This is a genomic window from Mumia sp. zg.B53 (assembly GCF_019550935.1).
Lineage (GTDB): Bacteria > Actinomycetota > Actinomycetes > Propionibacteriales > Nocardioidaceae > Mumia.
Map to the genome: position 1 here is coordinate 2,185,182 of NZ_JAHWCK010000001.1, position 22,304 is coordinate 2,207,485.

The 22,304-nt window shown below is 70.8% G+C and carries 23 protein-coding genes and 1 tRNA gene; 16 read left to right on the plus strand and 8 right to left on the minus strand.

Features of this window, described 5'->3' with window-relative positions:
- Positions 1-34: 34 nt before the first annotated feature.
- Positions 35-2,377, plus strand: coding sequence for a bifunctional diguanylate cyclase/phosphodiesterase (locus tag KV102_RS10675; RefSeq protein ID WP_220346160.1), 2,343 nt, complete (start codon positions 35-37; stop codon positions 2,375-2,377).
- Positions 2,378-2,450: 73 nt separating this feature from the next.
- A complete protein-coding gene (locus KV102_RS10680; protein ID WP_220343563.1) occupies positions 2,451-2,990 on the plus strand; it encodes a PGPGW domain-containing protein in 540 nt (179 codons plus the stop codon).
- Between the two features lie 49 nt (positions 2,991-3,039).
- Here the strand turns inward: KV102_RS10680 and KV102_RS10685 are convergent, their stop codons facing one another.
- Positions 3,040-3,384 carry a hypothetical protein gene (locus KV102_RS10685; protein ID WP_220346161.1) on the minus strand — a complete coding sequence of 115 codons (345 nt, stop codon included), beginning with the start codon at positions 3,382-3,384 and terminating at the stop codon, positions 3,040-3,042.
- 22 nt (positions 3,385-3,406) lie between these two features.
- Here KV102_RS10685 and KV102_RS10690 point away from each other — a divergent pair, with 22 nt between their 5' ends.
- The 3 genes from KV102_RS10690 to KV102_RS10700 all read left to right on the plus strand — a co-directional run bounded on the left by KV102_RS10690 (position 3,407) and on the right by KV102_RS10700 (position 4,520).
- On the plus strand, positions 3,407-3,976 hold the full coding sequence (locus tag KV102_RS10690) for a protein-L-isoaspartate O-methyltransferase (RefSeq protein WP_220346162.1): 570 nt from the start codon (positions 3,407-3,409) through the stop codon (positions 3,974-3,976).
- Positions 3,977-4,002: 26 nt separating this feature from the next.
- Positions 4,003-4,075: transfer RNA gene (locus KV102_RS10695), tRNA-Arg, on the plus strand.
- A 16-nt stretch (positions 4,076-4,091) separates the two neighbouring features.
- Complete coding sequence (locus tag KV102_RS10700; protein WP_220346163.1) at positions 4,092-4,520, plus strand: protein-tyrosine phosphatase family protein; 429 nt, start codon at positions 4,092-4,094, stop codon at positions 4,518-4,520.
- 6 nt (positions 4,521-4,526) lie between these two features.
- On the opposite strand, the gene KV102_RS10705 is transcribed toward KV102_RS10700, so the two are convergent.
- Together KV102_RS10705 and KV102_RS10710 are read right to left on the minus strand one after the other, a co-directional pair.
- Positions 4,527-5,018 (minus strand): GNAT family N-acetyltransferase, encoded by a 492-nt coding sequence (locus KV102_RS10705; RefSeq protein WP_220346164.1) that lies wholly within the window; start codon positions 5,016-5,018, stop codon positions 4,527-4,529.
- On the minus strand, positions 5,018-6,049 hold the full coding sequence (locus tag KV102_RS10710) for an LLM class flavin-dependent oxidoreductase (RefSeq protein WP_220346165.1): 1,032 nt from the start codon (positions 6,047-6,049) through the stop codon (positions 5,018-5,020). The genes KV102_RS10705 and KV102_RS10710 overlap by 1 nt, the downstream gene beginning before the upstream one ends.
- Before the next feature lie 142 nt (positions 6,050-6,191).
- On the opposite strand from KV102_RS10710, the gene KV102_RS10715 reads away from it, so the two are divergent.
- Together KV102_RS10715 and KV102_RS10720 are read left to right on the plus strand one after the other, a co-directional pair.
- Complete coding sequence (locus tag KV102_RS10715) at positions 6,192-7,562, plus strand: hemolysin family protein (protein WP_220346166.1); 1,371 nt, start codon at positions 6,192-6,194, stop codon at positions 7,560-7,562.
- Complete coding sequence (locus tag KV102_RS10720) at positions 7,559-8,578, plus strand: CNNM domain-containing protein (RefSeq protein WP_220346167.1); 1,020 nt, start codon at positions 7,559-7,561, stop codon at positions 8,576-8,578. Before KV102_RS10715 ends, KV102_RS10720 begins: the two co-directional genes overlap by 4 nt.
- Before the next feature lie 9 nt (positions 8,579-8,587).
- On the opposite strand, the gene KV102_RS10725 is transcribed toward KV102_RS10720, so the two are convergent.
- Positions 8,588-9,616, minus strand: coding sequence for a hypothetical protein (locus KV102_RS10725; protein ID WP_220346168.1), 1,029 nt, complete (start codon positions 9,614-9,616; stop codon positions 8,588-8,590).
- A 73-nt stretch (positions 9,617-9,689) separates the two neighbouring features.
- On the opposite strand from KV102_RS10725, the gene KV102_RS10730 reads away from it, so the two are divergent.
- From KV102_RS10730 to KV102_RS10750, 5 genes are all read left to right on the plus strand, one after another.
- Positions 9,690-10,298 carry a TetR/AcrR family transcriptional regulator gene (locus KV102_RS10730; protein WP_220346169.1) on the plus strand — a complete coding sequence of 203 codons (609 nt, stop codon included), beginning with the start codon at positions 9,690-9,692 and terminating at the stop codon, positions 10,296-10,298.
- Between the two features lie 67 nt (positions 10,299-10,365).
- Positions 10,366-11,178: an HAD-IIA family hydrolase gene (locus tag KV102_RS10735; protein ID WP_220346170.1), complete on the plus strand. Its 813-nt coding sequence runs from the start codon at positions 10,366-10,368 to the stop codon at positions 11,176-11,178.
- Positions 11,171-12,244 (plus strand): L-glyceraldehyde 3-phosphate reductase, encoded by a 1,074-nt coding sequence (mgrA, locus tag KV102_RS10740; protein WP_220343573.1) that lies wholly within the window; start codon positions 11,171-11,173, stop codon positions 12,242-12,244. Before KV102_RS10735 ends, mgrA begins: the two co-directional genes overlap by 8 nt.
- A 104-nt stretch (positions 12,245-12,348) precedes the next feature.
- The gene (locus KV102_RS10745) at positions 12,349-13,263 is read left to right on the plus strand and encodes an NAD(P)-dependent oxidoreductase (RefSeq protein WP_301022296.1); all 915 of its coding nucleotides are present in this window, start codon (positions 12,349-12,351) and stop codon (positions 13,261-13,263) included.
- Positions 13,256-13,474 (plus strand): hypothetical protein, encoded by a 219-nt coding sequence (locus KV102_RS10750; RefSeq protein ID WP_220346171.1) that lies wholly within the window; start codon positions 13,256-13,258, stop codon positions 13,472-13,474. Before KV102_RS10745 ends, KV102_RS10750 begins: the two co-directional genes overlap by 8 nt.
- Positions 13,475-13,491: 17 nt before the next feature.
- Here KV102_RS10750 and mscL read toward each other — a convergent pair whose 3' ends face one another.
- From mscL to KV102_RS10765, 3 genes are all read right to left on the minus strand, one after another.
- Positions 13,492-13,947: a large conductance mechanosensitive channel protein MscL gene (gene mscL, locus KV102_RS10755; protein ID WP_255560606.1), complete on the minus strand. Its 456-nt coding sequence runs from the start codon at positions 13,945-13,947 to the stop codon at positions 13,492-13,494.
- An 80-nt stretch (positions 13,948-14,027) separates the two neighbouring features.
- Positions 14,028-14,651, minus strand: a complete 624-nt coding sequence (locus KV102_RS10760) for an SAF domain-containing protein (RefSeq protein WP_220343576.1) — start codon at positions 14,649-14,651, stop codon at positions 14,028-14,030.
- Between the two features lie 109 nt (positions 14,652-14,760).
- Complete coding sequence (locus tag KV102_RS10765; protein ID WP_220346172.1) at positions 14,761-15,093, minus strand: FmdB family zinc ribbon protein; 333 nt, start codon at positions 15,091-15,093, stop codon at positions 14,761-14,763.
- 145 nt (positions 15,094-15,238) lie between these two features.
- Between KV102_RS10765 and KV102_RS10770 the strand changes: the two genes are divergently transcribed.
- Genes KV102_RS10770 through KV102_RS10780 form a run of 3 tightly spaced genes read left to right on the plus strand, consistent with a single transcriptional unit; the run spans position 15,239 to position 20,308 of the window.
- A complete protein-coding gene (locus tag KV102_RS10770; protein WP_220343578.1) occupies positions 15,239-16,603 on the plus strand; it encodes a hemolysin family protein in 1,365 nt (454 codons plus the stop codon).
- Positions 16,600-17,658: a hemolysin family protein gene (locus tag KV102_RS10775; protein ID WP_220346173.1), complete on the plus strand. Its 1,059-nt coding sequence runs from the start codon at positions 16,600-16,602 to the stop codon at positions 17,656-17,658. Before KV102_RS10770 ends, KV102_RS10775 begins: the two co-directional genes overlap by 4 nt.
- A 16-nt stretch (positions 17,659-17,674) precedes the next feature.
- Complete coding sequence (locus KV102_RS10780; RefSeq protein ID WP_308289426.1) at positions 17,675-20,308, plus strand: penicillin acylase family protein; 2,634 nt, start codon at positions 17,675-17,677, stop codon at positions 20,306-20,308.
- 9 nt (positions 20,309-20,317) lie between these two features.
- Here the strand turns inward: KV102_RS10780 and KV102_RS10785 are convergent, their stop codons facing one another.
- Entirely contained in the window at positions 20,318-20,887 is a 570-nt protein-coding gene (locus KV102_RS10785) for a 5-formyltetrahydrofolate cyclo-ligase (RefSeq protein ID WP_220346174.1), read from the minus strand.
- A 30-nt stretch (positions 20,888-20,917) separates the two neighbouring features.
- On the opposite strand from KV102_RS10785, the gene KV102_RS10790 reads away from it, so the two are divergent.
- A complete protein-coding gene (locus KV102_RS10790) occupies positions 20,918-22,303 on the plus strand; it encodes a UTP--glucose-1-phosphate uridylyltransferase (protein WP_220346175.1) in 1,386 nt (461 codons plus the stop codon).
- The last annotated feature ends 1 nt before the right edge of the window (position 22,304 follow it).

A 22,304-nucleotide genomic window follows, 5' to 3' on the forward strand; every position in this document is an offset into this window, starting at 1 on the left:
GGCTGCTAGGTCGACCGACGACCGGGGGGACACGATGAACGCAGCGCAGCGTCACGCACGCTGGTTCCTCAGCGCCTCCGTGGTGCTCGCGGCCGTCGTGGTCACCGTGCTCACCGTGGCGGCGCTCGTCGCGCAGGGAGAGTCTCTCGACCCGTGGTGGCTGCTCGCCGTCCCGGCGATCGTGCTCACCAGCGCGGCGCCGCTCTACCTCGACCGCTATGACGACTGGCTGGCGGTGGGCACCGAGTTCTGCGTCCTGGTGATGCTGTCGCTCGCGCTCGACTGGCCGCAGGCCCTCTCCCTCTGGATCATCGGCGTCGTGCTGGCCCAGCTCGTGCCGGTGGCGCGGGCCCCTCGAGCGTTCGACGCGTCGCTCTCCATCGTCTGCGGTGCCGTCGCCGTCGCCGTGGTGTCGATCCTGGGCACCGGGACGTCCGGCTACCGCGAGGTGATGGTTGTCGGGGCGGCCTTCACGCTCGCGTTCCTGATCGACATCGGTGTCTCGGTGCTGCGTGTCCACGCCGCCGAGCCGCCCGACCCCGGGAGCATCGCGGCGCGGGGATACGAGGTCCTCACCCTCTACGGGCTGTACGTCGGGGTGACCGCGATGGGGTACGTCTCGGTGCTCCTCTACCGGGCGGTGTCACCGTGGGCGCTTCTCGCGGTCCTGCCTGCGCTGGCGATCGTGCTGATGGCGGTGAAGGGTCTCACCCGCGAGCGCGAGACCGCGCGGCGGCTCAAGGTGCTGTTCGAGACCGCGAACGCGCTCCACTCCGCCTCGACGGAGGGGGAGGTGCTGGCCGTGCTCGACGCGGGGGTCCGGCGACTCGGGAAGTCCGCCGGCTCCGGACTGCGGAGCGAGCTGCCCGCTCCCGGTGACGTCCGGCGGCTCTTCATCTCCGGCGACGACGTCTACTGGCTCGTGATCCACGGCACCGGTGGCCCGCAGGCCGCGACGCTCCGACGCACGGAGGCCCTGGAGTCGATCGCCCAGCAGGCCGAGGAGGCACTCTCGCGGATGCGGATGAACCGTGACCTCGTCGACAGCGCGGAGCGCGATCCGCTGACGCGGTTGAGCAACCGCGCGGTCTTCCTCGACACCGTGGACGAGGCGTTGTCCGCCGAGGGCGGGAGACAGTCGTGCGCGATCCTGTTCTGCGACCTCGACGGCTTCAAGCGGGTCAACGACCAGCTGGGACATGCGAGCGGCGACGCAGCGCTGGTGGAGATCGCGCGCCGCCTCGTCGCCGACCTTCCCGACGACGTGCGGGTGGCTCGCCTCGGCGGCGACGAGTTCGCCATCCTCGTGACGGCGTCGGCGAGCGGAGCGGTCGGACTCCGCGATCGCACGATGGATCTCGCCGCGCAGGTCGGCGAGATCGTCGCCCGACCGATGGTGCTGGACGCCCGCACGATCGAGATCGCCACCAGCATCGGCGTCTCGTGGACCGGCACGGAACGCGTGAGTGCCTCCGAGCTCCTGCGCAACGCCGACATCGCGATGTACGTGGCCAAACGAGAAGGCGGTGGCCGCGTCGTCGTCTACCGTGCGGCCATGGGGGAGGAGCGTGTGCGGTCCTTGGAGCTGGTCGACCGGTTGCGCCGGGCGATCGACGAGCGCCGGCTCCGTGTCGTGTACCAACCGATCGTCTCCGCCGACGAGCAGCGGCTCCTTGCCGTGGAGGCACTGGCCCGGTGGACCGAGGACGGCGAGGTCGTCTCACCGGAGGAGTTCATCCCGCTCGCCGAGGATGCCAACCTCATCGAGCCGATCGGTGAGCTGGTGCTCGACCAGGTCTGCGACGACCTGGAGCAGCTCGGTCACGCGCTCGACCCCGACACCGCGATCGCGATCAACCTGTCTGCGCGTCAGCTCGACTCGCCGCGGTTTCTCGCTCGCATCCATCGCGCCATCGGCCTGCTGGCCCCGCATCCGCTGACGCTCGAGATCACCGAGACGGAGACGATCAGTGAGGAGGTCATCGAGTCGAGGGTGATGGAGGACCTGGTCGAACGCGGGGCGATCCTGGCGGTCGACGACTTCGGGGTGGGATTCTCCTCGCTCGAACGGTTGATGCGGCTGCCCGTGCAGGTGCTGAAGCTTGACCGGGTCTTCTCGCGAGACGTCGACACGGGCGAGGAGCAGGCGGCGTTCCTCACCTCGATGCTCGAGATGGCGTCGGCCACGAATCTCAAGACGGTCGTGGAGGGCATCGAGCGGCGGTCGCAGGTGGAGGCCGTCCTCTCGGACCTGAGTGCTCGCGGGCGTCGCACGCTCGCGCTCCAGGGCTACTACTTCGGCGGACCGATGAGTCCGGCGACTCTTGTCCGCTGGTCGGGGCAGCGGGCGCGGGCGGCCTCGCTGCGGCGGCGGTGACCACGGTGGGCCGCAGGACGGTCGGCCGTTTCAGACGCTTTGGCATGCTGGTCCGGTGGGACGAGGGAGGGTGATGAGCACCGTACGAGGATTCGGTTCGTGGCTGCGCGCCACGGGGACGGAGCTGCTGGGATGGCTGCTCGTGGTGGCCGGCATCGCCGCGCTGGTGCTGCCCGGCCCCGGTCTGCTCATGGTGTTCGGGGGCCTCGCGGTCCTGTCCAACCGCTACGAGTGGGCGAGGCGGCGGGTCGAGCCGGTCAAGGCCAAGGCCTTCGAGGCTGCCCGCTACGGCGTCGCGACCTGGCCCAGGATCGCTCTGAGCGTCCTCGGCGCGCTCTCGGTGATGGCCTTCGGCGTCATCTGGTGGATGGCTCCGGCCGTCCCGACCGTGGGGCCGCTCGGCCCGGAGCTGCCGTTCAGCGGGTGGGGCACCGGACTGAGCCTCATGATCTCCTCGGTCATCGCGCTGGGCCTGCTCGGCTTCAGCGTGGCGCGCTTCCGCTACGGCGGTGACGACGACGAACGGGTGGACGGCGACCTTGTGGAGGCCGAGCTGCTCGAGGCCGAGGTCGGTGATCGCGAGGACGGCCGACGCGATGCCGAGGACCGCTAGCCGAGGATCACTAGCCGCAGCACCGGAGGCCCCGGCCGCGCGGGCGGCGCTACTGCCAGAGCACCGCGATCAGCACGTTGAGGACTGCGAGCCCTCCGATCGCGTGCGCCATCCAGACCGGGGCGCGGTCGCCCTTGCGGGTGGCCACGAACGCGAGCACGGTGACGACGATCGCGACGACCAGCTTGATGCCGATCTTGACGTGGTTCACGTCGAGGTCGTCCATCTCGCGGACGCCGACGAGCAGCAGACCGGTCACCAGAGCGGTCGCCGCGGCGTGCCAGACGCCCTTGGCGATCGGGACCGGGGTCCGCAGTCGTGATGCCCACGCCCCCACCACGAATGCCCAGGAAAGAAGGTGGATCGCGAGCAGGACGAGTCGAAGCGTCTCCATGGGCCGAACCATACTTGAGGCCATGGGGGATCAGATCAGTGAGGTGATGGGGCGCCTGCGACGCGAGGACTTCCTCCCGGACGACCAGAAGCGCTTCGCAGACCTGGACGAGCCGCTGCCGATCGGGTGGGGGCAGACCAGCTCGCAGCCGAGGACCGTCGCGGCGATGCTGCGGCTGCTCGACGTGTTGCCCGGCATGCGGGTCCTCGACGTCGGAGCCGGTTCTGGATGGACGACGGCACTTCTCGCGACCCTGGTCGGGGCAGAGGGTCAGGTCGTGGGGGTGGAGCTCGTCCCCCAGCTTCGCGTCCGCGCGACTGCGGCACTCGGGAGGCTGCATCTCGACCAGGCTCGGGTCGAGCTGGCGGAGCGGGGCGTCCTGGGCTGGCCGGTCGACGCGCCGTACGACCGGGTGCTGGTGTCGGCGCAGGCGCGATCGCTCCCCACGCCTCTCGTCGAGCAGCTGGCAGAGCAGGGTGCCATGGTCGTCCCGGTTCGCGGGCGGATGACTCGTGTCGTCCGTCAGGCGGGCGAGGAGGTCGCCGTCAGCGAGCACGGGTCGTACCGCTTCGTGCCGCTGCTCGACTGGTGAGGCTCCCCGCTAGTCTTGGGCGGTGCGCCCCCGTAGCTCAGGGGATAGAGCACCGCTCTCCTAAAGCGGGTGTCGCTGGTTCGAATCCAGCCGGGGGCACGACTAGCGTGGGGTCGTGGACTCCTGGGGCGCCGTCGTCGGGGTGGTGGAGCTGCCCGACGGCCGACGTGTGCGGGGGACAGGCCTGCGCCGCCCTCGGCGCGGGGTCGCCCCGCCCGACTTCGCTGTCTACCTGCTCGGTCGTGACCCGCGGGTCAGCGACTGGCCCTATCGCTGGGTCCGTTGGCGCGACTTCGGTCTGCCGGCCTCGACCGTCGACGCCATGACGGCGCTGCGATCGGCTCACGAGCGAGCAGCCGTCGAGCGTGTGGAGATCGCGTGCGGAGGCGGCGTCGGGCGGACCGGGACGGCGCTGGCCGCCCTTGCCGTCATGGGCGGACTGGACGTCGACGAGGCCGTGACGTGGGTACGCCGGCACTACCACCCGCGTGCGGTGGAGACCCGTCGGCAACGGCGGTGGATCGGGGGGTTGGTCACGCGGTGACGCAGGCTAGACCAGCCGCTTGTGCATCACGTGCAGACCCACGAGGCCTCGCGTCGCGTGGTCGAACGCCTCGGGGACGGTCCCGACGATCTCGAAGCCGAGGTCGCGCCACAGCGCGACGGCGGCCGTGTTGGTCTCCACCACCGCGTTGAACTGGATCGCGCGGTAGCCGGCCTCGCGTGCCCAGGAGATCATCTCGACGCCGAGCGCTCGCCCCACGCCTGCCCGGCGAACGGCCGGATCCACCATGAAGCTGGCCGTCGCGACGTGCGCGCCGCGGCCGGGCCGGTTCGGTCCCATCGTGGCCGAGCCGATCACCACGCCCTCGTCGTCGACGGCCACGGTCGTACGACCCTGGGGCCGCTCCATCCACAGCTCCCGTGCCGACGCGAGGTCGAGGTCCAGGGGATAGGCGTAGGAGTCGCCGGAGTCGACGATGGTCGTGAAGAACGGCCAGATGGACGGCCAGTCGGCCTCGAGCGCCGGACGGATCTGCATCAGGCCAGCATGTCGTACACGAGCGGTGCGACCTGCGTGCCGTACAGCTCGATGCACCGCAGGAGCTGGTCGTGCCGCATCGCGCCGTTGGCGTACTTGAGGTCGAAGCGGCTCACGCCGAGCGCGGCGGCATTGCGAGCGATCTTGCGGGCGACCGTCTCCGGCGATCCGACGTACAGGGCGCCGTCGGGGCCCGCTGCCTGGGCGAACTCGTTGCGGCTCGGCGGCGGCCATCCTCGCTCTCGCCCGATCTGCGCGCGCTGTGCCATCCAGTGGTCGTGAAGCTCCTCGCGTGCCTGCTCGTCGCTCTCGGCCACGTAACCCGGGGAGTGCATCCCGACCGGGAGAGGGCCGACACCCTCCTCCGCGAGGCGGCGGCGGTAGTGGTCGGCGTACGGGACGTACTGCAGCGGTGGACCACCGATGATGGCGAGCATCATCGGGATCCGGTAGCGCACCGCGCGCTCGACCGAGGCCGGTGTGCCACCGACACCGATCCACGTGCGCAGCCGACCCGACTCGATCGGCGGATAGACGCGCTGGTCGGTCAACGGGGGACGGATCGTGCCGGACCACGTGACCGGCTTCTCCTCGAGCAGACGTGCGAACAGGTCCAGCTTCTCGTCGAACAGCACCTCGTAGTCGTCGAGGTCCAGCCCGAACAGCCCGAACGACTCGATGAACGAGCCACGGCCGAGGATCACCTCGGCGCGCCCGTTCGAGAGGGCGTCGAGCGTCGAGAAGCGCTCGTACACCCGGATCGGGTCGTCCGAGCTGAGGACCGTGACCGCGGAGCCGAGGCGGATGCGCTCGGTGCGACCGGCGACGGTCGCCAGCACGATGTCCGGCGCGGTGATGGCGAAGTCGGCGCGATGATGCTCACCGAGGCCGATGAACGCGAGCCCGACCTCGTCGGCGCGCACGGCCTGCTCCACCACCTGGCGAAGCACCACCGGGGCGGGCAGCGGCTCACCGCTAGAGTCGGCCGAGATGTCGCCGAACGTGTCGAGGCCCAGCTCGAGGTCGCTCACGAACCCGACACTAGCGCGGGGAACGAACGTCACGCGGGGCGCGTTCGTCCTGATGAGCCCGATCCCCAGACCGAGAGTGTGAGATGAGCTCAGGCAGTATCGACCCCCTTCCGGAACGGGTTCTGGGAGGGGGTGAACGGCGGTGGTGACACTCTTGTCGCTGCTGGCGGGCGTCGTCGTCGTCCTCGCGATCACGGCGGTCACGGCGTACTTCGTGGCCCAGGAGTTCGCCTACATGTCCGTCGACCGCTCGGCCCTGCGGGCCGGGGCGGCGGACGGCTCGACCGCAGCTGAGCGTGCGCTCTCCGTGACGCGACGGACGTCGTTCATGCTCTCGGGAGCCCAGCTGGGCATCACGGTGACCGGTCTCCTCGTCGGGTACGTCGCCGAGCCCTTGATCGGCCAGGCGATCGGCGACCTTCTCGGTGGAGCCGACGTCCCGCGCGGTGTCGGCATCGCCGTCGGCACGGTGCTGGCCCTGGTGTTCTCGACGTTCGTGCAGATGCTGTTCGGTGAGCTCTTCCCGAAGAACCTCGCGATCGCCAGGCCCCAGCCGCTCGCGCTCGCGCTGGCGCGCTCGACGGCGCTCTACCTGAAGCTCTTCGGCTGGCTCATCGCCGTCTTCGACCGCGCGTCCAACCTGCTGCTGCGGGCCCTGCGCATCGAGCCGGTGCACGACGTCGAGCACGCGGCGACCGTACGAGACCTCGCGCACATCGTGGCCGACTCCCGCGAGTCCGGTGACCTCTCGCCCCACCTGTCGGTCCTGCTCGACCGCATCCTCGACTTCCCTCACCGCGATGCCGAGCACGCGATGATCCCGCGCTCGCGTGTCGACACCTTGGGCCCGTCCGCCTCCCTGGCGGAGGTGCGCGCGAGGATGAGCCACGGACACTCCCGCTACCCCGTTCTCGGCGCGGACCAGGACGTCTTGGGTGTCGTCCACCTCGAGGACCTGCTCGTGCGCGACCGGGAGGACGCCCGGGCGAGCGCCGCAGACCTGATGCGCCGGCCACTGTTCGTGCCGACCTCCATGACGCTGCCCAACGTGCTCGACACCATGGTCGAGGGGAGCGAGCAGCTGGTGTGCGTGCTCGACGAGTACGGCGGCTTCGTCGGCGTCCTCACCTCCGAGGACCTCGCCGAGGAGCTGGTCGGAGAGATCGCCGACGAGCACGACCCCGTGGACGTCTTCGTCGAGTCCGTCGGTGACGGCATCTGGGTCACGGCCGGGGACCTGCCGCTGGACGAGCTGGCACGTCTCGTCGACCACGTCGTCCCCGATGGCGACTTCGAGACCGTCGCCGGCCTCGCGATCGCCTACCGAGGCGCGTTCCCCGAGGTTGGAGACTCGGTCGACGTGGTCCTGCCGCCAGACCCCGCCGAGCTCGCTCTCGACGACGACCCGCCGCGTGCTGTCCTGCGCCTGGTGGTGCTCGACGTCGGGCGCCACGTCCCGTCCCGACTGCGCGTGCAGGTGCTCGCGCCTCGTACGCCGGAGGTCGACCGATGAGCAGCCAACCCTGGGTCGTCGTGGCGGCGACCGTCGTCATCATCGCCCTCAGTGCGTTCTTCGTGGCGGTCGAGTTCGCTCTGCTGGCGGCCAAGCGGCACCGACTCGAGGATGCGGCGGCATCCAGCAGGTCGGCGCGCGCCGCCCTGCGCAGCTCCGCCGAGCTCACGATCGTCCTGGCGGGCTCGCAGCTCGGGATCACCGCGTGCACGTTGGCGCTCGGCGCCGTCACCAAGCCGGCCGTCCACCACGCGATCACCCCGGTGCTCGAGGCGTGGGGCATGCCCTTGTGGACCGCCGACGTCGCCTCCTTCGTGCTGGCGCTGGTGGTCGTGACGTTCCTCCACCTCGTCGTCGGCGAGATGGCCCCCAAGTCGTGGGCGATCGCGCACCCGGAACGCTCGGCGATCGCGCTGGCGATCCCCATGCGTGCGTTCATGACCGTCTTCCGACCCGTGCTGATCGGGCTCAACGCACTGGCCAACCGGTGCGTGCGAGCCGTGGGCGTCGAGCCGGTCGACGAGGCGGCCTCCGGTCAGGACCCGCGCGCACTGCGCCAGCTGCTCGAGCACTCGGCGAACGTCGGTGCGCTCGACGCGTCGTACTCGGCCCAGCTGTCGGGCGCCCTGGACCTCGACTCGACGACCCTCGGAGACCTGGTGCGCGACGCCGGCTCGACACCCACCTCCGTGCCGCGGGGAGCGACCGTCGCCGACGTGCAGGACGCCACCCGGCGGTCGGGGCACCTGCGCCTGCTCCTCGGTGACGGCGCAGACCTGCGTGAGGTCGTGCACGTCCGCGACACGTTGGACCTGCCGGCGGACGCGCCGGCCGCTCCGGTCGCTCGGCCGGTCCTCGCGCTGGCGGCGACGACGCCGCTGTCTCGAGCGCTGGCGCAGATGCGCGAGGGGCGCAACCACCTGGTGGTCGTGACGGGGCCGGACGAGAGCGCCGTCGGTGTCATCACCCTCGCCGACGTCCTCCGGATGCTGTTCCCAGGGACCGCGGTGGCGTGAGCGTCACCGTCACCGGACGCCGAAGACGCGGACCATCAGCGGGGTGTCCGCCCAGACGTGCGGGGCGACCGCGTGGTACGCCCACGCATGCACCCAGACGTTGCCCGTCCGTACGGTGAGCAACGCCTTGAACATGCCGGGCAGCAGGTACTGGAGGACCAGGAGAGCCACGGACAGGACCGCCGCCGTGACCGACCGGTAGTCGGTCCAGCCGTCGAAGGCGTGGAGCGCGGCGTACGCCAGACCTCCGCAGACGACGGCGGTGGCGGCTGAGCCGCTCGCCCTCAGGACGAGGGGCACCACCAGCGCGGTGACCATCACCAAGGTCGGGAGCACCGTCCCCAGGAACGAGACGATCAGGGCGATCACGGATCCGACCGCCATCTGCCGGCCGGTGAGCGCGAAGAACGCGGCCCCGAACACGAGCATCTGGAACGCCGACTCCCAGACGAGGACGATCAGCACCACCCGGACGTCCGTCCGGCGGTCGTGGGAGTGGAACCACCGACGATCGAGCGATCCGCGCCGGGCGAACCACCAGAGCGGGACGACGACGTACGCAGTCACGTTGAACGTCACCCACGCCAGCACCGACCCCACCGTGGGTGTGGCGTCGCTGCTGTGGATCGATCCCGCCAGGTGGGAGCTGATCGCCGTGCCTCCGATCTGCTCGCCGAGCACGGCGCCGACGATCTGAGCGACGACGGCGTACCCGGCGAGGAGCAGAAGATCGCCACGTGCCCGCGCTCGACCGGCCATGTCGCCGCGACCGGCCATCAGCCGGCCGGGGTGGCGCCGCGTGAGAAGGACGACGACGACGGAGAGAAGGGCGAGGTCGACCGCCACCACCGTCGTCGCGGTCAGTCTTTCGGCGGTGCTCCACGGCGCGTGGTGCCCGTCCCCCAGAGGGAGAGGGTCCCCTCCGAGCAGCACCAGGACCACCGCCGAGGCGATCCAGGCGGCCGCGGCAGCAGCGATCCACCGTCGGGGGTGGGTGAACACCCCAGGAGCCGGTGGGGCTGAGGTTTCCTGGCTCATCGGAGTCTCCCCGGCAACGTAGTAGTACGACCGTGCTAGATCCTGACCATCACAGGTGTGCTAGAAAATGTCAATGCCGAGGACCATCGACAGGCGGGAGCGTCACCACGCGCTGGGGCGAGCGGTGTGGCGGGTGATCGTGCGCGACGGCCTCGACCACGCGTCGGTGCGCAACGTCGCCGCCGAGGCAGGCCTGTCGACAGGGTCGCTCCGGCACTCGTTCGGATCTCACTCCGAGCTGCTCGGGTTCGCGCTCGAGCTGGTGGGTGACCGCATCGAGCGACGCATCGTCGGCGTCGACAGGAGTGTGGGCCCGCAGGTCTTCGTTCCGGCGATGATCGAGGAGATGCTGCCGCTCGACGACGAGCGCCGGGCCGAGTGCACGGTCTGGATCGCCTTCGCCGTCCGGTCGCTGACCGACCAGCACCTCGCGGAGCAGCGGGCCCTGACCAACCGCCGGCTGGAGCAGGCATTCGGATCGATGGTCGACCACCTGGCCGGTGCCGGCCTGCTCGGCGCGGGGCGCGACCCTGCCCTGGAGGCCGAGCGGCTCTCCGCGCTCGTCGACGGGCTGATCGTGCACGGGCTCCTCGCGACGACCGACGACGCAGGACGGATGTCGCGGGCGGTCGTACGCGCGCACCTCGCCGATCTCGCCACACCCCCCGCTGCGACACCGTGAGCTCCTCCTCGTCGCGGGGAGCCACGTCTGGGTCGCTCGCCCTGGTCCGGACGGCGATACTTCGGCCATGACCGAGAACCGGCCCGTCACGACGTGGCTCACCGACATGGACGGCGTCCTCGTCCGCGAGGAGGACGCGATCCCAGGCGCTGCGGAGTTCCTCCGCCGGCTCACCGAGTCGGGCTGCAAGTTCCTCGTGCTGACCAACAACTCGATCTACACGCCGCGCGACCTGAGGGCGCGGCTGGCCGAGTCGGGACTCGACGTCCCGGAGAAGAACATCTGGACCTCTGCGCTCGCGACCGCCAAGTTCCTCTCCGACCAGCGCCCGGGCGGCAGCGCGTACGTCGTCGGCGAGGCGGGCATGACCACGGCGCTGCACGAGGTCGGCTACGTGCTGACCCGGTCGCGCCCCGACTACGTGGTCCTCGGCGAGACGCGCACGTACTCCTTCGAGGCCATCACCGCCGCCATCCAGCTGATCCTCAAGGGCGCTCGCTTCATCGCCACGAACCCCGACTCCACCGGCCCGTCGCCGGCCGGCCCGCTCCCGGCGACCGGGTCCGTCGCAGCCCTGATCACCCGCGCGACCGGTGTGGCTCCGTACTTCGTCGGCAAGCCGAACCCGCTGATGATGCGCAACGCCCTCAACCGCATCGAGGCTCACTCCGAGACCACGGTCATGGTCGGCGACAGGATGGATACCGATGTGGTGTCGGGGATCGAGGCAGGCCTGCGAACCGTCCTCGTCCTCACCGGCTCGACCCGTCAGGAGCACATCGAGCGTTTCCCGTACCGTCCGACACGCGTCGTCGAGTCGATCGCCGACCTCGTCGACGACGTCGTCCCGCCCCCCAACGACCGGAGTGACCATGAGTGAGCGACGCACGATCCTGGACCCGCACGACCTCTACCGCGCGTCGGACGACCGCTACGCCGGCCCCGACGACGGCGGGCTCGCGTCGTTCCGCCGCTGCGGACGCTCGGGCCTCCAGCTGCCGGCGGTCTCGCTGGGCCTGTGGCACAACTTCGGTGACGACAAGCCGCTGGCCACCCAACGGGCGATCCTTCGCCGTGCCTTCGACCTCGGCGTGACGCACTTCGACCTCGCCAACAACTACGGACCCCCGTACGGCGCGGCGGAGAAGAACTTCGGGCGGATCCTCGCCGAGGACTTCGCGCCGTACCGCAACGAGCTCGTGATCTCGACCAAGGCAGGCTGGGACATGTGGCCCGGACCGTACGGGTTCCTCGGCTCCAGGAAGTACCTCCTCTCCAGCCTCGACGACTCCCTGCAGCGGATGGGTCTCGACCACGTCGACATCTTCTACAGCCACCGCTTCGACCCGCACACCCCGCTGGAGGAGACCATGGGGGCGCTCGACGCCGCGGTCCGTGCTGGCAAGGCGCGCTACGTCGGGATCAGCTCGTACGGCCCGGAGCGCACCCGCGAGGCGGTCGAGATCCTTCGCGGTCTCGGGACCCCGCTGCTCATCCACCAGCCGTCGTACTCGATGCTCAACCGCTGGGTCGAGGACGGGCTCCTCGACGAGCTGGAGGACGCCGGCGTCGGGTGCATCGCCTTCTCGCCCCTCGCGCAGGGGGTCCTGACCAACCGCTACCTCGACGGCGTCCCGGCCGGGTCGAGGGCCGCGGAGGACAAGTCGCTCGACCCGCAGATGATCGAGGAGAACCTCGCCCACGTCCGAGCCCTCGACGGCATCGCCCGGGAGCGGGGCCAGACCCTGGCGCAGATGGCGATCGCGTGGGTGCTCCGGGACTCGCGGGTGACCTCCGCGCTCGTCGGCGCGTCCAGCGTGACGCAGCTCGAGGACAGTCTCGGCGCGCTCAAGACGCTCGACTTCGACGACGACGAGATCCGACGGATCGACGAGCACGCGGTGAACGGGAATCTCAACATCTGGGCGGGCTCGAGCGACGCCTGAGCCTCCTGCGGTGACGATCTTCGACCCGTCCGTTATCCTTTTGTGATGGAACCCCCCCGTTCGTGGCCCGATCTGCCCCGGACAGCACCTGGAGCAGCACCACGGTGAGAGTCTTCGTCACAGGCGGCACCGGAGTGATGGGTCGCTCCGTGACCGCAGCCCTCCAGGGCGCCGGTCACGAGGTCGTCGCCCTCGCCCGCAGCGATGACAATGCCGCGACCCACCGGGCGCGTGGCATCGCCTCCGTCCGGGCGAGCCTGTTCGACCGCGCTGGTCTCGTCGACGCCATGCGAGGCTGCCAGGCCGTCGCCAACCTCGCCACGCACATGCCCGTCGGCACCACCGGCATCAGGCCCGGTGCGTGGAAGTCGAACGACCGCATCCACGTCGAGGGCTCTCGCAACGTCGCCGAGGCCGCAGCGGAGGCCGGTGTCACGAGACTGGTCCAGGAGAGCGTCTCGTTCGTGTACGCCGACCACGGCAACCGGTTGATCGACGAGGACAGCCCCATCGCCGTGTCGTGCGCCGCGGAGCCCGTCGTCCTTGCCGAGACCCACGCCGACCAGTTCGCGTCAGCGCACCGGGCGGCCGTGGTCCTCCGGTTCGGGACGATCGTCGGCGACGACGCGGTCACCCGGTGGCGTCTGGCCCGCGCGCGCGCCGGCCAGGCGGTCGGCATGGGCAGACCGCAGTCATGGACCCACGTCGTCCACCCTGACGACATCGGGGGCGCGGTGCTCGCCGCCCTCGACGCGCCGTCGGGCACCTACAACGTCGGGGCGGAGCCAGTCCGTCGCAGCGAGCTGGTCGCTGCGTTCGCCGAGGCGGTGGGGCAGGAGCAGGCGGGGTTCTACCGACGCCTCGTGCTCCGTCTCGGCGGGGACCGCCTCGAGTGGCTGACGCGGTCGCAGCGGGTCAGCTCCGAGCGGTTCCATCGCGCGACCGGATGGACACCCGCCCACCCGCGGTTCGACGCCGGGTGGCTCGCACCGATGGTGATGGAGGCCGCGAGTGCCTGAGGACGCCCCTGGTCCTGACCGGACGTCTCCGCAGACGTCCGATGTCCGCACGGCCGAGCAGGCGCGCCAGCGACGTCTCCGAGCAGCCCGCCTGCTCGGAGACATCGTCCCGGCGACGACCCGCGACGAGACCGCCGAGGGATGGAGCGAGCGCGAGGGCGGCCGTGACGAGGAGATGCGCCGAGACGTCCCGCCGCACCACGGCGGCTGACTGACGACCTTCGTCGGTCAGGCGTCGGGCGTGCCGCTCGGGCGGTTGCTCGGTCCGTCACTCGGGCGGTTGCGGCCTTCGCGGCTCAGGCGCAGCTCGTCCCGGATGTCGCGCAGCAGCGCCACGTCCTCGGGCGGGGGCGCGTCGTCGCTCGGCTTGGCGAACCGCTCTCGGAACCTGTTCATCGGCAGCACGATGAGGAAATACAGCACCGCGGCGATGATCAGGAAGTTGATCACCGCGGTGATGAACGCGCCGACGTCGACGAACGTGTCCTTTCCGGAGCCGGTGAGCTGGAAGCCCAGCCCGTTGGCGTCCGTCCCCCCGATCGCTGCCAGGAGGGGATCGATGAAGGACGCGGTGAAGGCGGTCACCAGCTGGGTGACGGCTGTGCCCATGACGACCGCGACCGCGAGGTCCACGACGTTGCCGCGCATGATGAACTCTTTGAACCCTGCGACCATCCCGGCCATGCGGAGCCTCCCGTGAATGCGGTGGTGTGACGCACCAACCTCACCACAATCGGCCCCCCTGGGGCGACCCGTCGCGCCCCTCAGACGACCACGGTCACCGACAGGTGCCAGGAGACGCCGGCACCGGAGAGCGTCCGCGCGGTCGTCGCATCCACGGCGAGGACCAGCACGGCGCGGTCGTCGCCCTCGGCCGCGGGGAGCGCTGCGACCTGCGCTCTCCGGGCGAGCACTCGTGGCGGCGCGCTGCCGCGGGGGTCGGTGCCCACCACGTCCACGCTGTCGCCCACGCGCACCGGCGTCACCGTCGCCGGGTCAGCAAGCCGAACGCTGACCAGGGCGGTGCCACGACGGTAACCCTCGAGGAGACCAGGCCCGACGACGGAGAACCGGGTGAGGACCGCTCCGTCCGGGACCGGAGCCGCGACCACACGTCCGTGGGCCTCCTCGAGCGACGAGAGCGCCTCGGCAGGCGCGAGGTCGGTGGGCACCGCGACCTGCTCGACCTCGCCAGGGCCCAGCCGGCTCCCGGACCTCAAAGTCTCTGTCGCAACCAGGACCGTCGCGGTCGGACCGGGATCAGGGCGCGCCGCGTGGATGGCCACGAGGACCGACGCCGCCGCGCAGGCAGCCGCGAGAGGGCGGCGGTGAGTCCGGATGCGACGGCGCCACGGTCCCAGGACGTCGAGAAGGCGCGAGGCGGGCATGACCGCACTCTGGCGCGACGACGGTGCCGCCCGTCACCACCGTCCACAGCCGCCGACAGTCGCGCACCCCGTCTCCACAGGGAGACGGGGTGCGGACGAGGCGGTCGGGTCAGGCGGTCGTCTTGGCGGGGTTGGTGGTCGACGACGAGGTGCTCGACGAGGAGGTGCTCGACGAGGACGCGGTGTCGGTCGTGGTGCCTGACGAGCCGCTTCCCCCGTCGCTCGACGAGGACGACGGTGTCGCCGGTGAGGCGCTCGAGGAGGTCGAGCGGCTGTCGTTGCGGTAGAACCCGCTGCCCTTGAAGACGACACCCACCGCGTTGAACACCTTGCGCAGGCGTCCCTCGCAGGACGGGCACACCGTCAGGGCGTCGTCGGTGAAGCTCTGCTGCACCTCCAGCGGTTCGCCGCAGTCGGTGCACTGGTACTGGTAAGTCGGCACGGTCGTTCCTTCTGGCGCTCGCGCGTACGGCCGCCCCGGGCGGGCAGCCGTACCGATTCCAGCGCCCATTGTGCGGGGCGCCACCTGGGAGAACAACGTCGGCCCCACCTGAGATTCCCTGGCGCCCCGCTACGCTGGTTCTCTGATGACCGAGTGGTTACTCCTTCTCACCTCCTTCCTCCTCATGCTCGCCTGCGGCGTCTTCGTCGCCGCCGAATTCTCCTTCGTCACCGTCGACCGGCCCTCGGTCGAGCGCGCCGCCGCCGCCGGCGACAAGCGGGCCGTGGGTCTGCTCGGCGGGCTTCGGACGCTGTCGACCCAGCTGAGCAGCGCCCAGCTGGGCATCACGATCACCAACCTGGTGATCGGCTTCCTCGCCGAGCCGGCGATCGGCCAGCTCCTGCGCGGGCCGCTCGAGGGAGCGGGGATCACCGGCGGTTCGCTGTCGGCGACGTCCTACCTGGTGGCGCTCCTGCTCAGCACCTTCGTCACGATGCTCGTGGGCGAGCTGATCCCCAAGAACCTCGCGCTCACCGCGCCGATGGCCACCGCTCGTGCCGTGCAAGGCCTTCAGCGCGGGTTCACGACCGCGATGGCCCTGCCCATCCGCGCTCTGAACGGGTCCGCCAACGCGCTGCTCCGCAGCATCGGCATCGAGCCGCAGGAGGAGTTGCGGTCGGCGCGCTCGCCGTACGAGCTCAGCTCGCTGGTGCGGCGGTCGGCCGACGAGGGCGCGCTGGACCGTCCGACGGCCGACCTGGTCGCCCGGTCGATCGAGTTCGGTGACCGCACGGCCGCCGACGTCCGGACGCCACGGGTCCGGGTGAAGTTCCTCGACCGCCGCGACACCGCGCAGGACCTCGTCGACGCCGTGCGGTCCTCAGGGCACTCGCGCTTCCCGGTGATCGGCGAGAACCTCGACGACCTCGTCGGCGTCGTCCACGTCAAGGACGCGGTCTCCGTACCCCCCGACCGACGGCGCACGGTCCGCCTCGCGGAGCTCGCGTCGCCCGCACTGACGGTCCCGGACTCGATCGAGCTGGATCCGCTGCTGGTCCTGCTGCGCGAGCAGCGGCTCCAGATCGCGGTCGTGCTCGACGAGTACGGCGGGACCGACGGCGTCGTGACGCTGGAGGACCTCGTCGAGGAGCTCGTCGGCGACATCTCCGACGAGCACGACCGCGCGTCGGCGCAGCTGCGGTCACGGCCCGACGGCACCTGGGTGCTGTCGGGGATGCTGCGTCCCGACGAGGTGCGTGCGCAGACCGGCGTGCCGTTGCCGGAGGGCGACGACTACGAGACGGTCGCCGGCCTGATCGTGCAGCACCTCGGCCGACTGGCGACGGTCGGTGACGTGGTCTCGCTCGTGGTGCCCGTGGTCGCGGGCGAGCAGGTGACCACCGTCGCGGTCCGGCTGCGGGTCGACCGGATGGACGGTCGTCGGATCGACCGCGTCATCCTCGTCGTCGACGCGGACCCGGTCGACGACGACGAGGAGGACGGCCGATGAACCCCCTGCTCGCGATCCTCCTCGTCATCGTGCTGCTCGCCCTCAACGCGCTCTTCGTCGCGGCCGAGTTCGCGTTGATCTCCGCGCGCCGCACCCAGCTGGAGCCGAAGGCGCGCGCGGGCTCGAGACCCGCCAGGCTGGCGATCCGCGCGATGCAGCGGGTCAGCCTCGCGATGGCCGCCGCGCAGCTCGGCATCACGCTCTGCTCCCTCGGGCTCGGTGCCGTCGGCGAGCCCGCCATCGCGCACCTGTTCGAGCCGGTCTTCGAGGCGCTCGCCGTACCCCACGCGCTCGTCCACCCGATCTCTTTCGTGATCGCGATGGCGATCGTCACCTACCTGCACGTCGTGCTGGGCGAGATGGTCCCGAAGAACATCGCACTGGCCGGTCCCGACCGGGCCGTGCTGTGGCTCGGACCGTTCATGCTCGGGATGATCTGGTTGCTGAAGCCGTTCGTCGTCGCGCTGAACGCGATCGCCAACGGTGCCGTCCGCCTGGCCCGTCTCGAGCCGAAGGACGAGGTCGGCAGCACCTTCACCTCCGACGAGGTCGCCGGTCTGATCGACGAGTCGCACCGCGAGGGTCTGCTCGACTCCGAGGAGTACGAGCTGGTGTCCGGAGCGCTCGGCTTCGAGGCGGGCACGGTGGAGCGGGTCCTGCTGCCACGCGGCGAGCTCGTCGCGGTCCCGGTCGGGGCGACCCGCGCCGACGTCGAGGAGGCCTGCGCCCGGACGGGCTACTCGCGCTTCCCGGTGACCGACTCCCACGACGCGCTCGTCGGCTACCTGCACATCAAGGACGCGCTCGAGGTCTCGGAGGCGACACGCCCGATCCCGGCGAAGTGGATCCGCCCGCTCGGCTCCGTACGCCGAGGGTCGCGGCTCTACGACGCTCTCCGCCTGATGCAGCAGAGAGGCGCCCACATGGCCCGTGTGGTGGGCGACGACGGCGCCGAGCTGGGGGTCGTGATGCTCGAGGACGTCCTCGAGGAGCTGGTCGGAGAAGTCCGCGCCGAGGTCCGTGACCCGTCCCGCCGTGCCGGCGGAGGGACGTGAGCGGCACAATGCACAGGTGCGTGCCCTGGCCCTGCGACTCCGTCCTGTCCTGACCCGGCGCCTCGTCGTGGTCGTCGCGATCGTCCTCGCGGTCGCTCTCGTCGCGATGGCGGCGGTCGCCGTGGTGACCGTGCGTCGGCCGTTCCCCGACCGCACCGGTTCCGTCCAGATCCCCGGGCTGAGTGCCGAGGTGGAGGTCCTGCGTGACGACCGCGGCATCCCGCAGGTCTATGCCGACACCGCCGAGGACCTGTTCCTGGCGCAGGGCTACGTCCACGCGCAGGACCGCTTCTTCGAGATGGACTTCCGTCGCCACGTCACGGCCGGCCGGCTTGCCGAGCTCTTCGGCGAGTCGGCTCTCGAGACCGACAAGGTCGTACGGACGATGGGCTGGCGGCGGGTCGCCGAGCAGGAGCTCGCCAAGGTGTCGCCGTCGACGCGTCGCTACCTCGAGGCGTACGCCCGTGGTGTCAACGCCTACGTCGGCGATCGCGAGCCCGCCGCGCTGGGCCTCGAGTACTCCGTCCTCGCGCTCACCGGTCCCGACTACGAGCCGGAGCCGTGGACACCGGTCGACTCGCTGGCCTGGCTCAAGGCGATGGCGTGGGACCTGCGCAGCAACATGGGCGACGAGATCGACCGGGTGCTCTCGACCGAGAAGCTGACCCGTTCCCAGGTCGACACCCTCTATCCGGGCTTCCCGTTCCGCCGGCACGACCCGATCGTGACCCGGGGGACGGTGGACGGTGACGCGTTCGACCAGTCGGCTGGTCGCCGACGCAACGCCGACACCGACCGCGCGGAGGCGGCTCCGGACAGCGCGGACGCGGTGGCGGCCGTCGACGAGTCGTCGTCGGTCTCCCCCGCACTCGACGCCGACGGCCTGAAGGACCTCGTCGGGTCGATGCGGGGTGTCTCCCAGGTCGCCGCGGGCCTTCCGACGTTGCTCGGCTTCGGGGAGGGGACCGGCTCCAACGCGTGGGCGGTCTCCGGCGAGCGCAGCGCGACGGGCCAGCCGATCCTGGCCAACGACCCCCACCTGGCGCCGAGCATGCCCGGCATCTGGCACCAGATGGGCCTGCACTGCCGCGTGGTCGACGACGACTGCCCGTTCGACGTCGCCGGATTCACGTTCTCCGGCATGCCAGGGGTGGTGATCGGCCACAACGCCGACATCGCCTGGGGGTTCACCACGATGTACGCCGACGTCACCGACCTCTACGTCGAGCGGATCGAGGGTGACCGCTATCTGTACGACGGCACGTGGCGTCCGCTGATCCGCCGGACGGAGACGTTCGAGGTCGCGGGCCAGGACGAGCCGGAGACGATCACCGTCCGCGAGACCCGGCACGGCCCTGTCCTCTCCGACGTCGACGAGACGCTCGAGGACGTCGCCGAGCGGGAGGGAGGCGGGACGGAGTTCGGCGTCTCGCTGCAGTGGACCGCCCTCACACCGGGACGCACCATGGACGCCGTCTTCGGCATCGGCAAGGCCAGCGACTGGGCAGGCTTCCGCAAGGCCGCTCGCCACTTCGCCGTGCCGTCGCAGAACCTCGTCTACGCCGACCGCTCGGGCAACATCGGCTACCAGGCGCCGGGCTCGATCCCGATCCGGGCGCGCGGCGACGGTCGGTGGCCGGTCCCGGGCTGGGACCGGACGTACCGCTGGAAGGGCTTCATCCCGTACGCCGAGCTGCCGTCGGTCCTCAACCCTGCCGAGGGCTACGTGGTCTCGGCCAACCAGCAGGTGATCGGCCGGCAGTACCCGTACCTGATCGGGACCGGGCAGGCGGCCGGCTACCGCAGCCAGCGGATCATCGACCTCCTGTCGTCGACGTCCAAGCTGGACGTCGACGACATGTCCCGGATCCAGAACGACACCTACAACAGCCAGGCCAACACCCTGATGCCGTACCTCCTCGAGGTCGACCTCGGCTCGGGCTACTACGCCGACGGGCAGGACCTCCTTCGGGACTGGGACATGAAGCAGGACCGCGACTCCGGAGCCGCTGCCTACTTCGCCTCGGTGTGGCGCAACCTGCTGGCCCGCACGTTCCACGACGACCTGCCCCAGGACGTGTGGCCGGCGGGTGGCGAGCGCTGGTTCGAGGTGGTCCGCCGGCTCCTCAACGCACCCGACAGCAGCTGGTGGGACGATCGGACGACCAAGCGGGAGCGCGAGACGCGCGACGACGTCCTTCGGACGGCGATGCGGGACGCCCGCGACGAGATGACGCGGCTGCAGTCGCTGGATCCCACCCGGTGGACGTGGGGACGGGTGCACACGCTGACTCTGGAGAACCAGACGCTCGGGACGTCGGGGATCGCGCTCGTCGAGCGGCTGTTCAACCGCGGGCCGTACGCTGTCGCCGGCGGGTCCGGTCTCGTCGACGCGACCGCGTGGGACGCGGCGAAGGGTTACGAGGTGACCGCGGTGCCGTCGATGCGGATGGTCGTCGACCTGGACGACCTGGACCGCTCACGGTGGATCAACCTGACGGGCGTCTCCGGGCACGCGTTCCACGGCAACTACGTCGACCAGACCTCGTTGTGGGCGGACGGCAAGACCCTGGCCTGGCCGTTCTCGCCTGAGAAGGTCAAGGCGGCGGCCGACGACGAGCTGACGCTGACTCCCCGGCTCGAACACTGAGCGACCTCGTCAGCGCGGAGGCAGCTCGACGGTCCTTGCCGGGCTGAGCGCCACGTCGACGCGTTGGTCGTGAGCCTCCGGGTGGACGTCGACGACGAGCTCGTGGTCGTAGACGAGCGCGACCCGCAGGGGACGCTCGCACGACGCGAGCGCCTCGTCGTAGTAGCCGCCGCCGCGGCCGAGACGGAACCCGGCGGCGTCGACCGCGAGCGCGGGCACGATCGCGACGTCGGTGCCCGCCAGGGCGTCGGGGACTGCCTCGCCACGAGGCTCGGGGATGCCGAACCGACCGATGACCAGCGCGTCCCGGCCGGCGTACCGGACCCAGCTCAGCTGCCTGCGGGGGAGCGCCCGGGGGACGACGACCTCGACGTCCTCGGCGAGCAGCGCGTCGAGCAGCGGCCAGGTGGGCGGCTCCCGACCGACCGACAGGTACGCCGCCACCGAACGTCCGGCGTGCTCGCGGACGAGAGCGTGGGCGCGACGGCCCAGGGCCGTGCCGGCGGCTGCGACCGCGGCCTCGTCGAGGTCGGCGCGGGCCTCGAGCAGCTGCTCGCGCAGCAGTCTCTTGTCCGTCACACGACGACGGTAGTGCCTACGATGAGCGGCATGAGTGAACAGGGACTGACCGCGGCTCGGGAGACGATGGTGGCGGCGGGAGTCCCTCCTCGGGCGATCGAGGTCTTCGCCCACCACTACGCCGAGCTTGAGGCCGGCGCGACCGGCATGATCCACGAGTCCGACATCGACCCGCTCGACCCGCCGCCGAGGCTGGCCGACGCCCAGGTGGACGAGAGCCAGATGCGCGACGCTCTGGCGCGCACGGTCGTCATCAAGCTCAACGGCGGGCTCGGGACCTCGATGGGCATGGACAAGGCCAAGTCGCTGCTGCCGGTCCGTGGCGAGCGGACGTTCCTCGACATCGTGGTGGAGCAGGTACGGCGCGTGCGCAGCGTCTACGACACCGACCTCCCGCTGATCCTGATGGACAGCTTCCGGACCCGCGAGGACACGCTGGACGCGCTGACCCAGCACCCGGACGTCCCGGTCGAGGGCCTTCCGTTGGACTTCCTCCAGAACAAGGAGCCCAAGCTGCGTGCCGACGACCTCACGCCGGTGTCGTGGCCGAAGGACCCGACCCTGGAGTGGACTCCGCCCGGCCACGGAGACCTCTACACCGCGCTCGACGCGTCCGGCACGCTCGCGGCTCTGATCGAGGCCGGGTACCGCTACGCCTCCGTCTCGAACTCCGACAACCTCGGCAGCTATCCCAGCCCGCGGATGGCCGGGTGGTTCGCGCAGTCCTCCGCGCCGTACGCCGCCGAGGTGTGCCGCCGCACTCCGGCCGACGTCAAGGGCGGCTACCTCGTCCGTCGCAAGTCCGACGGTCGGCTCGTGCTGCGCGAGACGGCACAGACGCCGAAGGAGGACCAGGAGCTCGCCGACGACACCACCCGCCACCGCTGGTTCCACACCAACAACCTCTGGTTCGACCTCGAGGCGCTCGCGGCCGTCATCGAGGCGCGCGACGGCGTCCTGGGGCTCCCGCTGATCAAGAACGTCAAGACCGTCGACCCGACGGACCCGACCTCGCCGGAGGTGATCCAGGTCGAGTCCGCGATGGGTGCGGCGGTCGAGGTCTTCGACGGTGCCGTCGCCATCGAGGTGGAGCGCGAACGCTTCCTGCCGGTCAAGACGACCGACGACCTGTTGCTGGTCCGGTCGGACTTCTACGACCTCGACGAGGACTTCCACCTCGTCGCGCGCCGCGAGGACGCGCCGCTGGTGAGGCTCGACAAGGAGCACTACAAGCTGGTCCGCGACTTCGACGCGCGGTTCCCCCGTGGACCTGTCTCGCTGGCCGACGCCACGGGGTTCACGGTGCAGGGGGACTGGACCTTCGGGGCCGGTGTCCGTGTCGTCGGCGAGGTCACGGTGCCCGCCGAGGGCTCACCGGGGACGATCGACGACGGAACGGTGCTCGAAGGGTCTTAGG

Bases quoted from the DNA above. Each gene is read 5' to 3' on its own strand.
- KV102_RS10675 (WP_220346160.1), top strand. From the start codon at position 35: ATGAACGCAGCGCAGCGTCACGCACGCTGGTTCCTCAGCGCCTCCGTG.
- KV102_RS10680 (WP_220343563.1), top strand. From the start codon at position 2,451: ATGAGCACCGTACGAGGATTCGGTTCGTGGCTGCGCGCCACGGGGACG.
- KV102_RS10685 (WP_220346161.1), bottom strand. From the start codon at position 3,384: ATGGAGACGCTTCGACTCGTCCTGCTCGCGATCCACCTTCTTTCCTGG.
- KV102_RS10690 (WP_220346162.1), top strand. From the start codon at position 3,407: ATGGGGGATCAGATCAGTGAGGTGATGGGGCGCCTGCGACGCGAGGAC.
- KV102_RS10705 (WP_220346164.1), bottom strand. From the start codon at position 5,018: ATGCAGATCCGTCCGGCGCTCGAGGCCGACTGGCCGTCCATCTGGCCG.
- KV102_RS10720 (WP_220346167.1), top strand. From the start codon at position 7,559: ATGAGCAGCCAACCCTGGGTCGTCGTGGCGGCGACCGTCGTCATCATC.
- KV102_RS10725 (WP_220346168.1), bottom strand. From the start codon at position 9,616: ATGAGCCAGGAAACCTCAGCCCCACCGGCTCCTGGGGTGTTCACCCAC.
- KV102_RS10730 (WP_220346169.1), top strand. From the start codon at position 9,690: ATGCCGAGGACCATCGACAGGCGGGAGCGTCACCACGCGCTGGGGCGA.
- KV102_RS10735 (WP_220346170.1), top strand. From the start codon at position 10,366: ATGACCGAGAACCGGCCCGTCACGACGTGGCTCACCGACATGGACGGC.
- mgrA (WP_220343573.1), top strand. From the start codon at position 11,171: ATGAGTGAGCGACGCACGATCCTGGACCCGCACGACCTCTACCGCGCG.
- mscL (WP_255560606.1), bottom strand. From the start codon at position 13,947: ATGGCCGGGATGGTCGCAGGGTTCAAAGAGTTCATCATGCGCGGCAAC.
- KV102_RS10760 (WP_220343576.1), bottom strand. From the start codon at position 14,651: ATGCCCGCCTCGCGCCTTCTCGACGTCCTGGGACCGTGGCGCCGTCGC.
- KV102_RS10770 (WP_220343578.1), top strand. From the start codon at position 15,239: ATGACCGAGTGGTTACTCCTTCTCACCTCCTTCCTCCTCATGCTCGCC.
- KV102_RS10775 (WP_220346173.1), top strand. From the start codon at position 16,600: ATGAACCCCCTGCTCGCGATCCTCCTCGTCATCGTGCTGCTCGCCCTC.
- KV102_RS10790 (WP_220346175.1), top strand. From the start codon at position 20,918: ATGAGTGAACAGGGACTGACCGCGGCTCGGGAGACGATGGTGGCGGCG.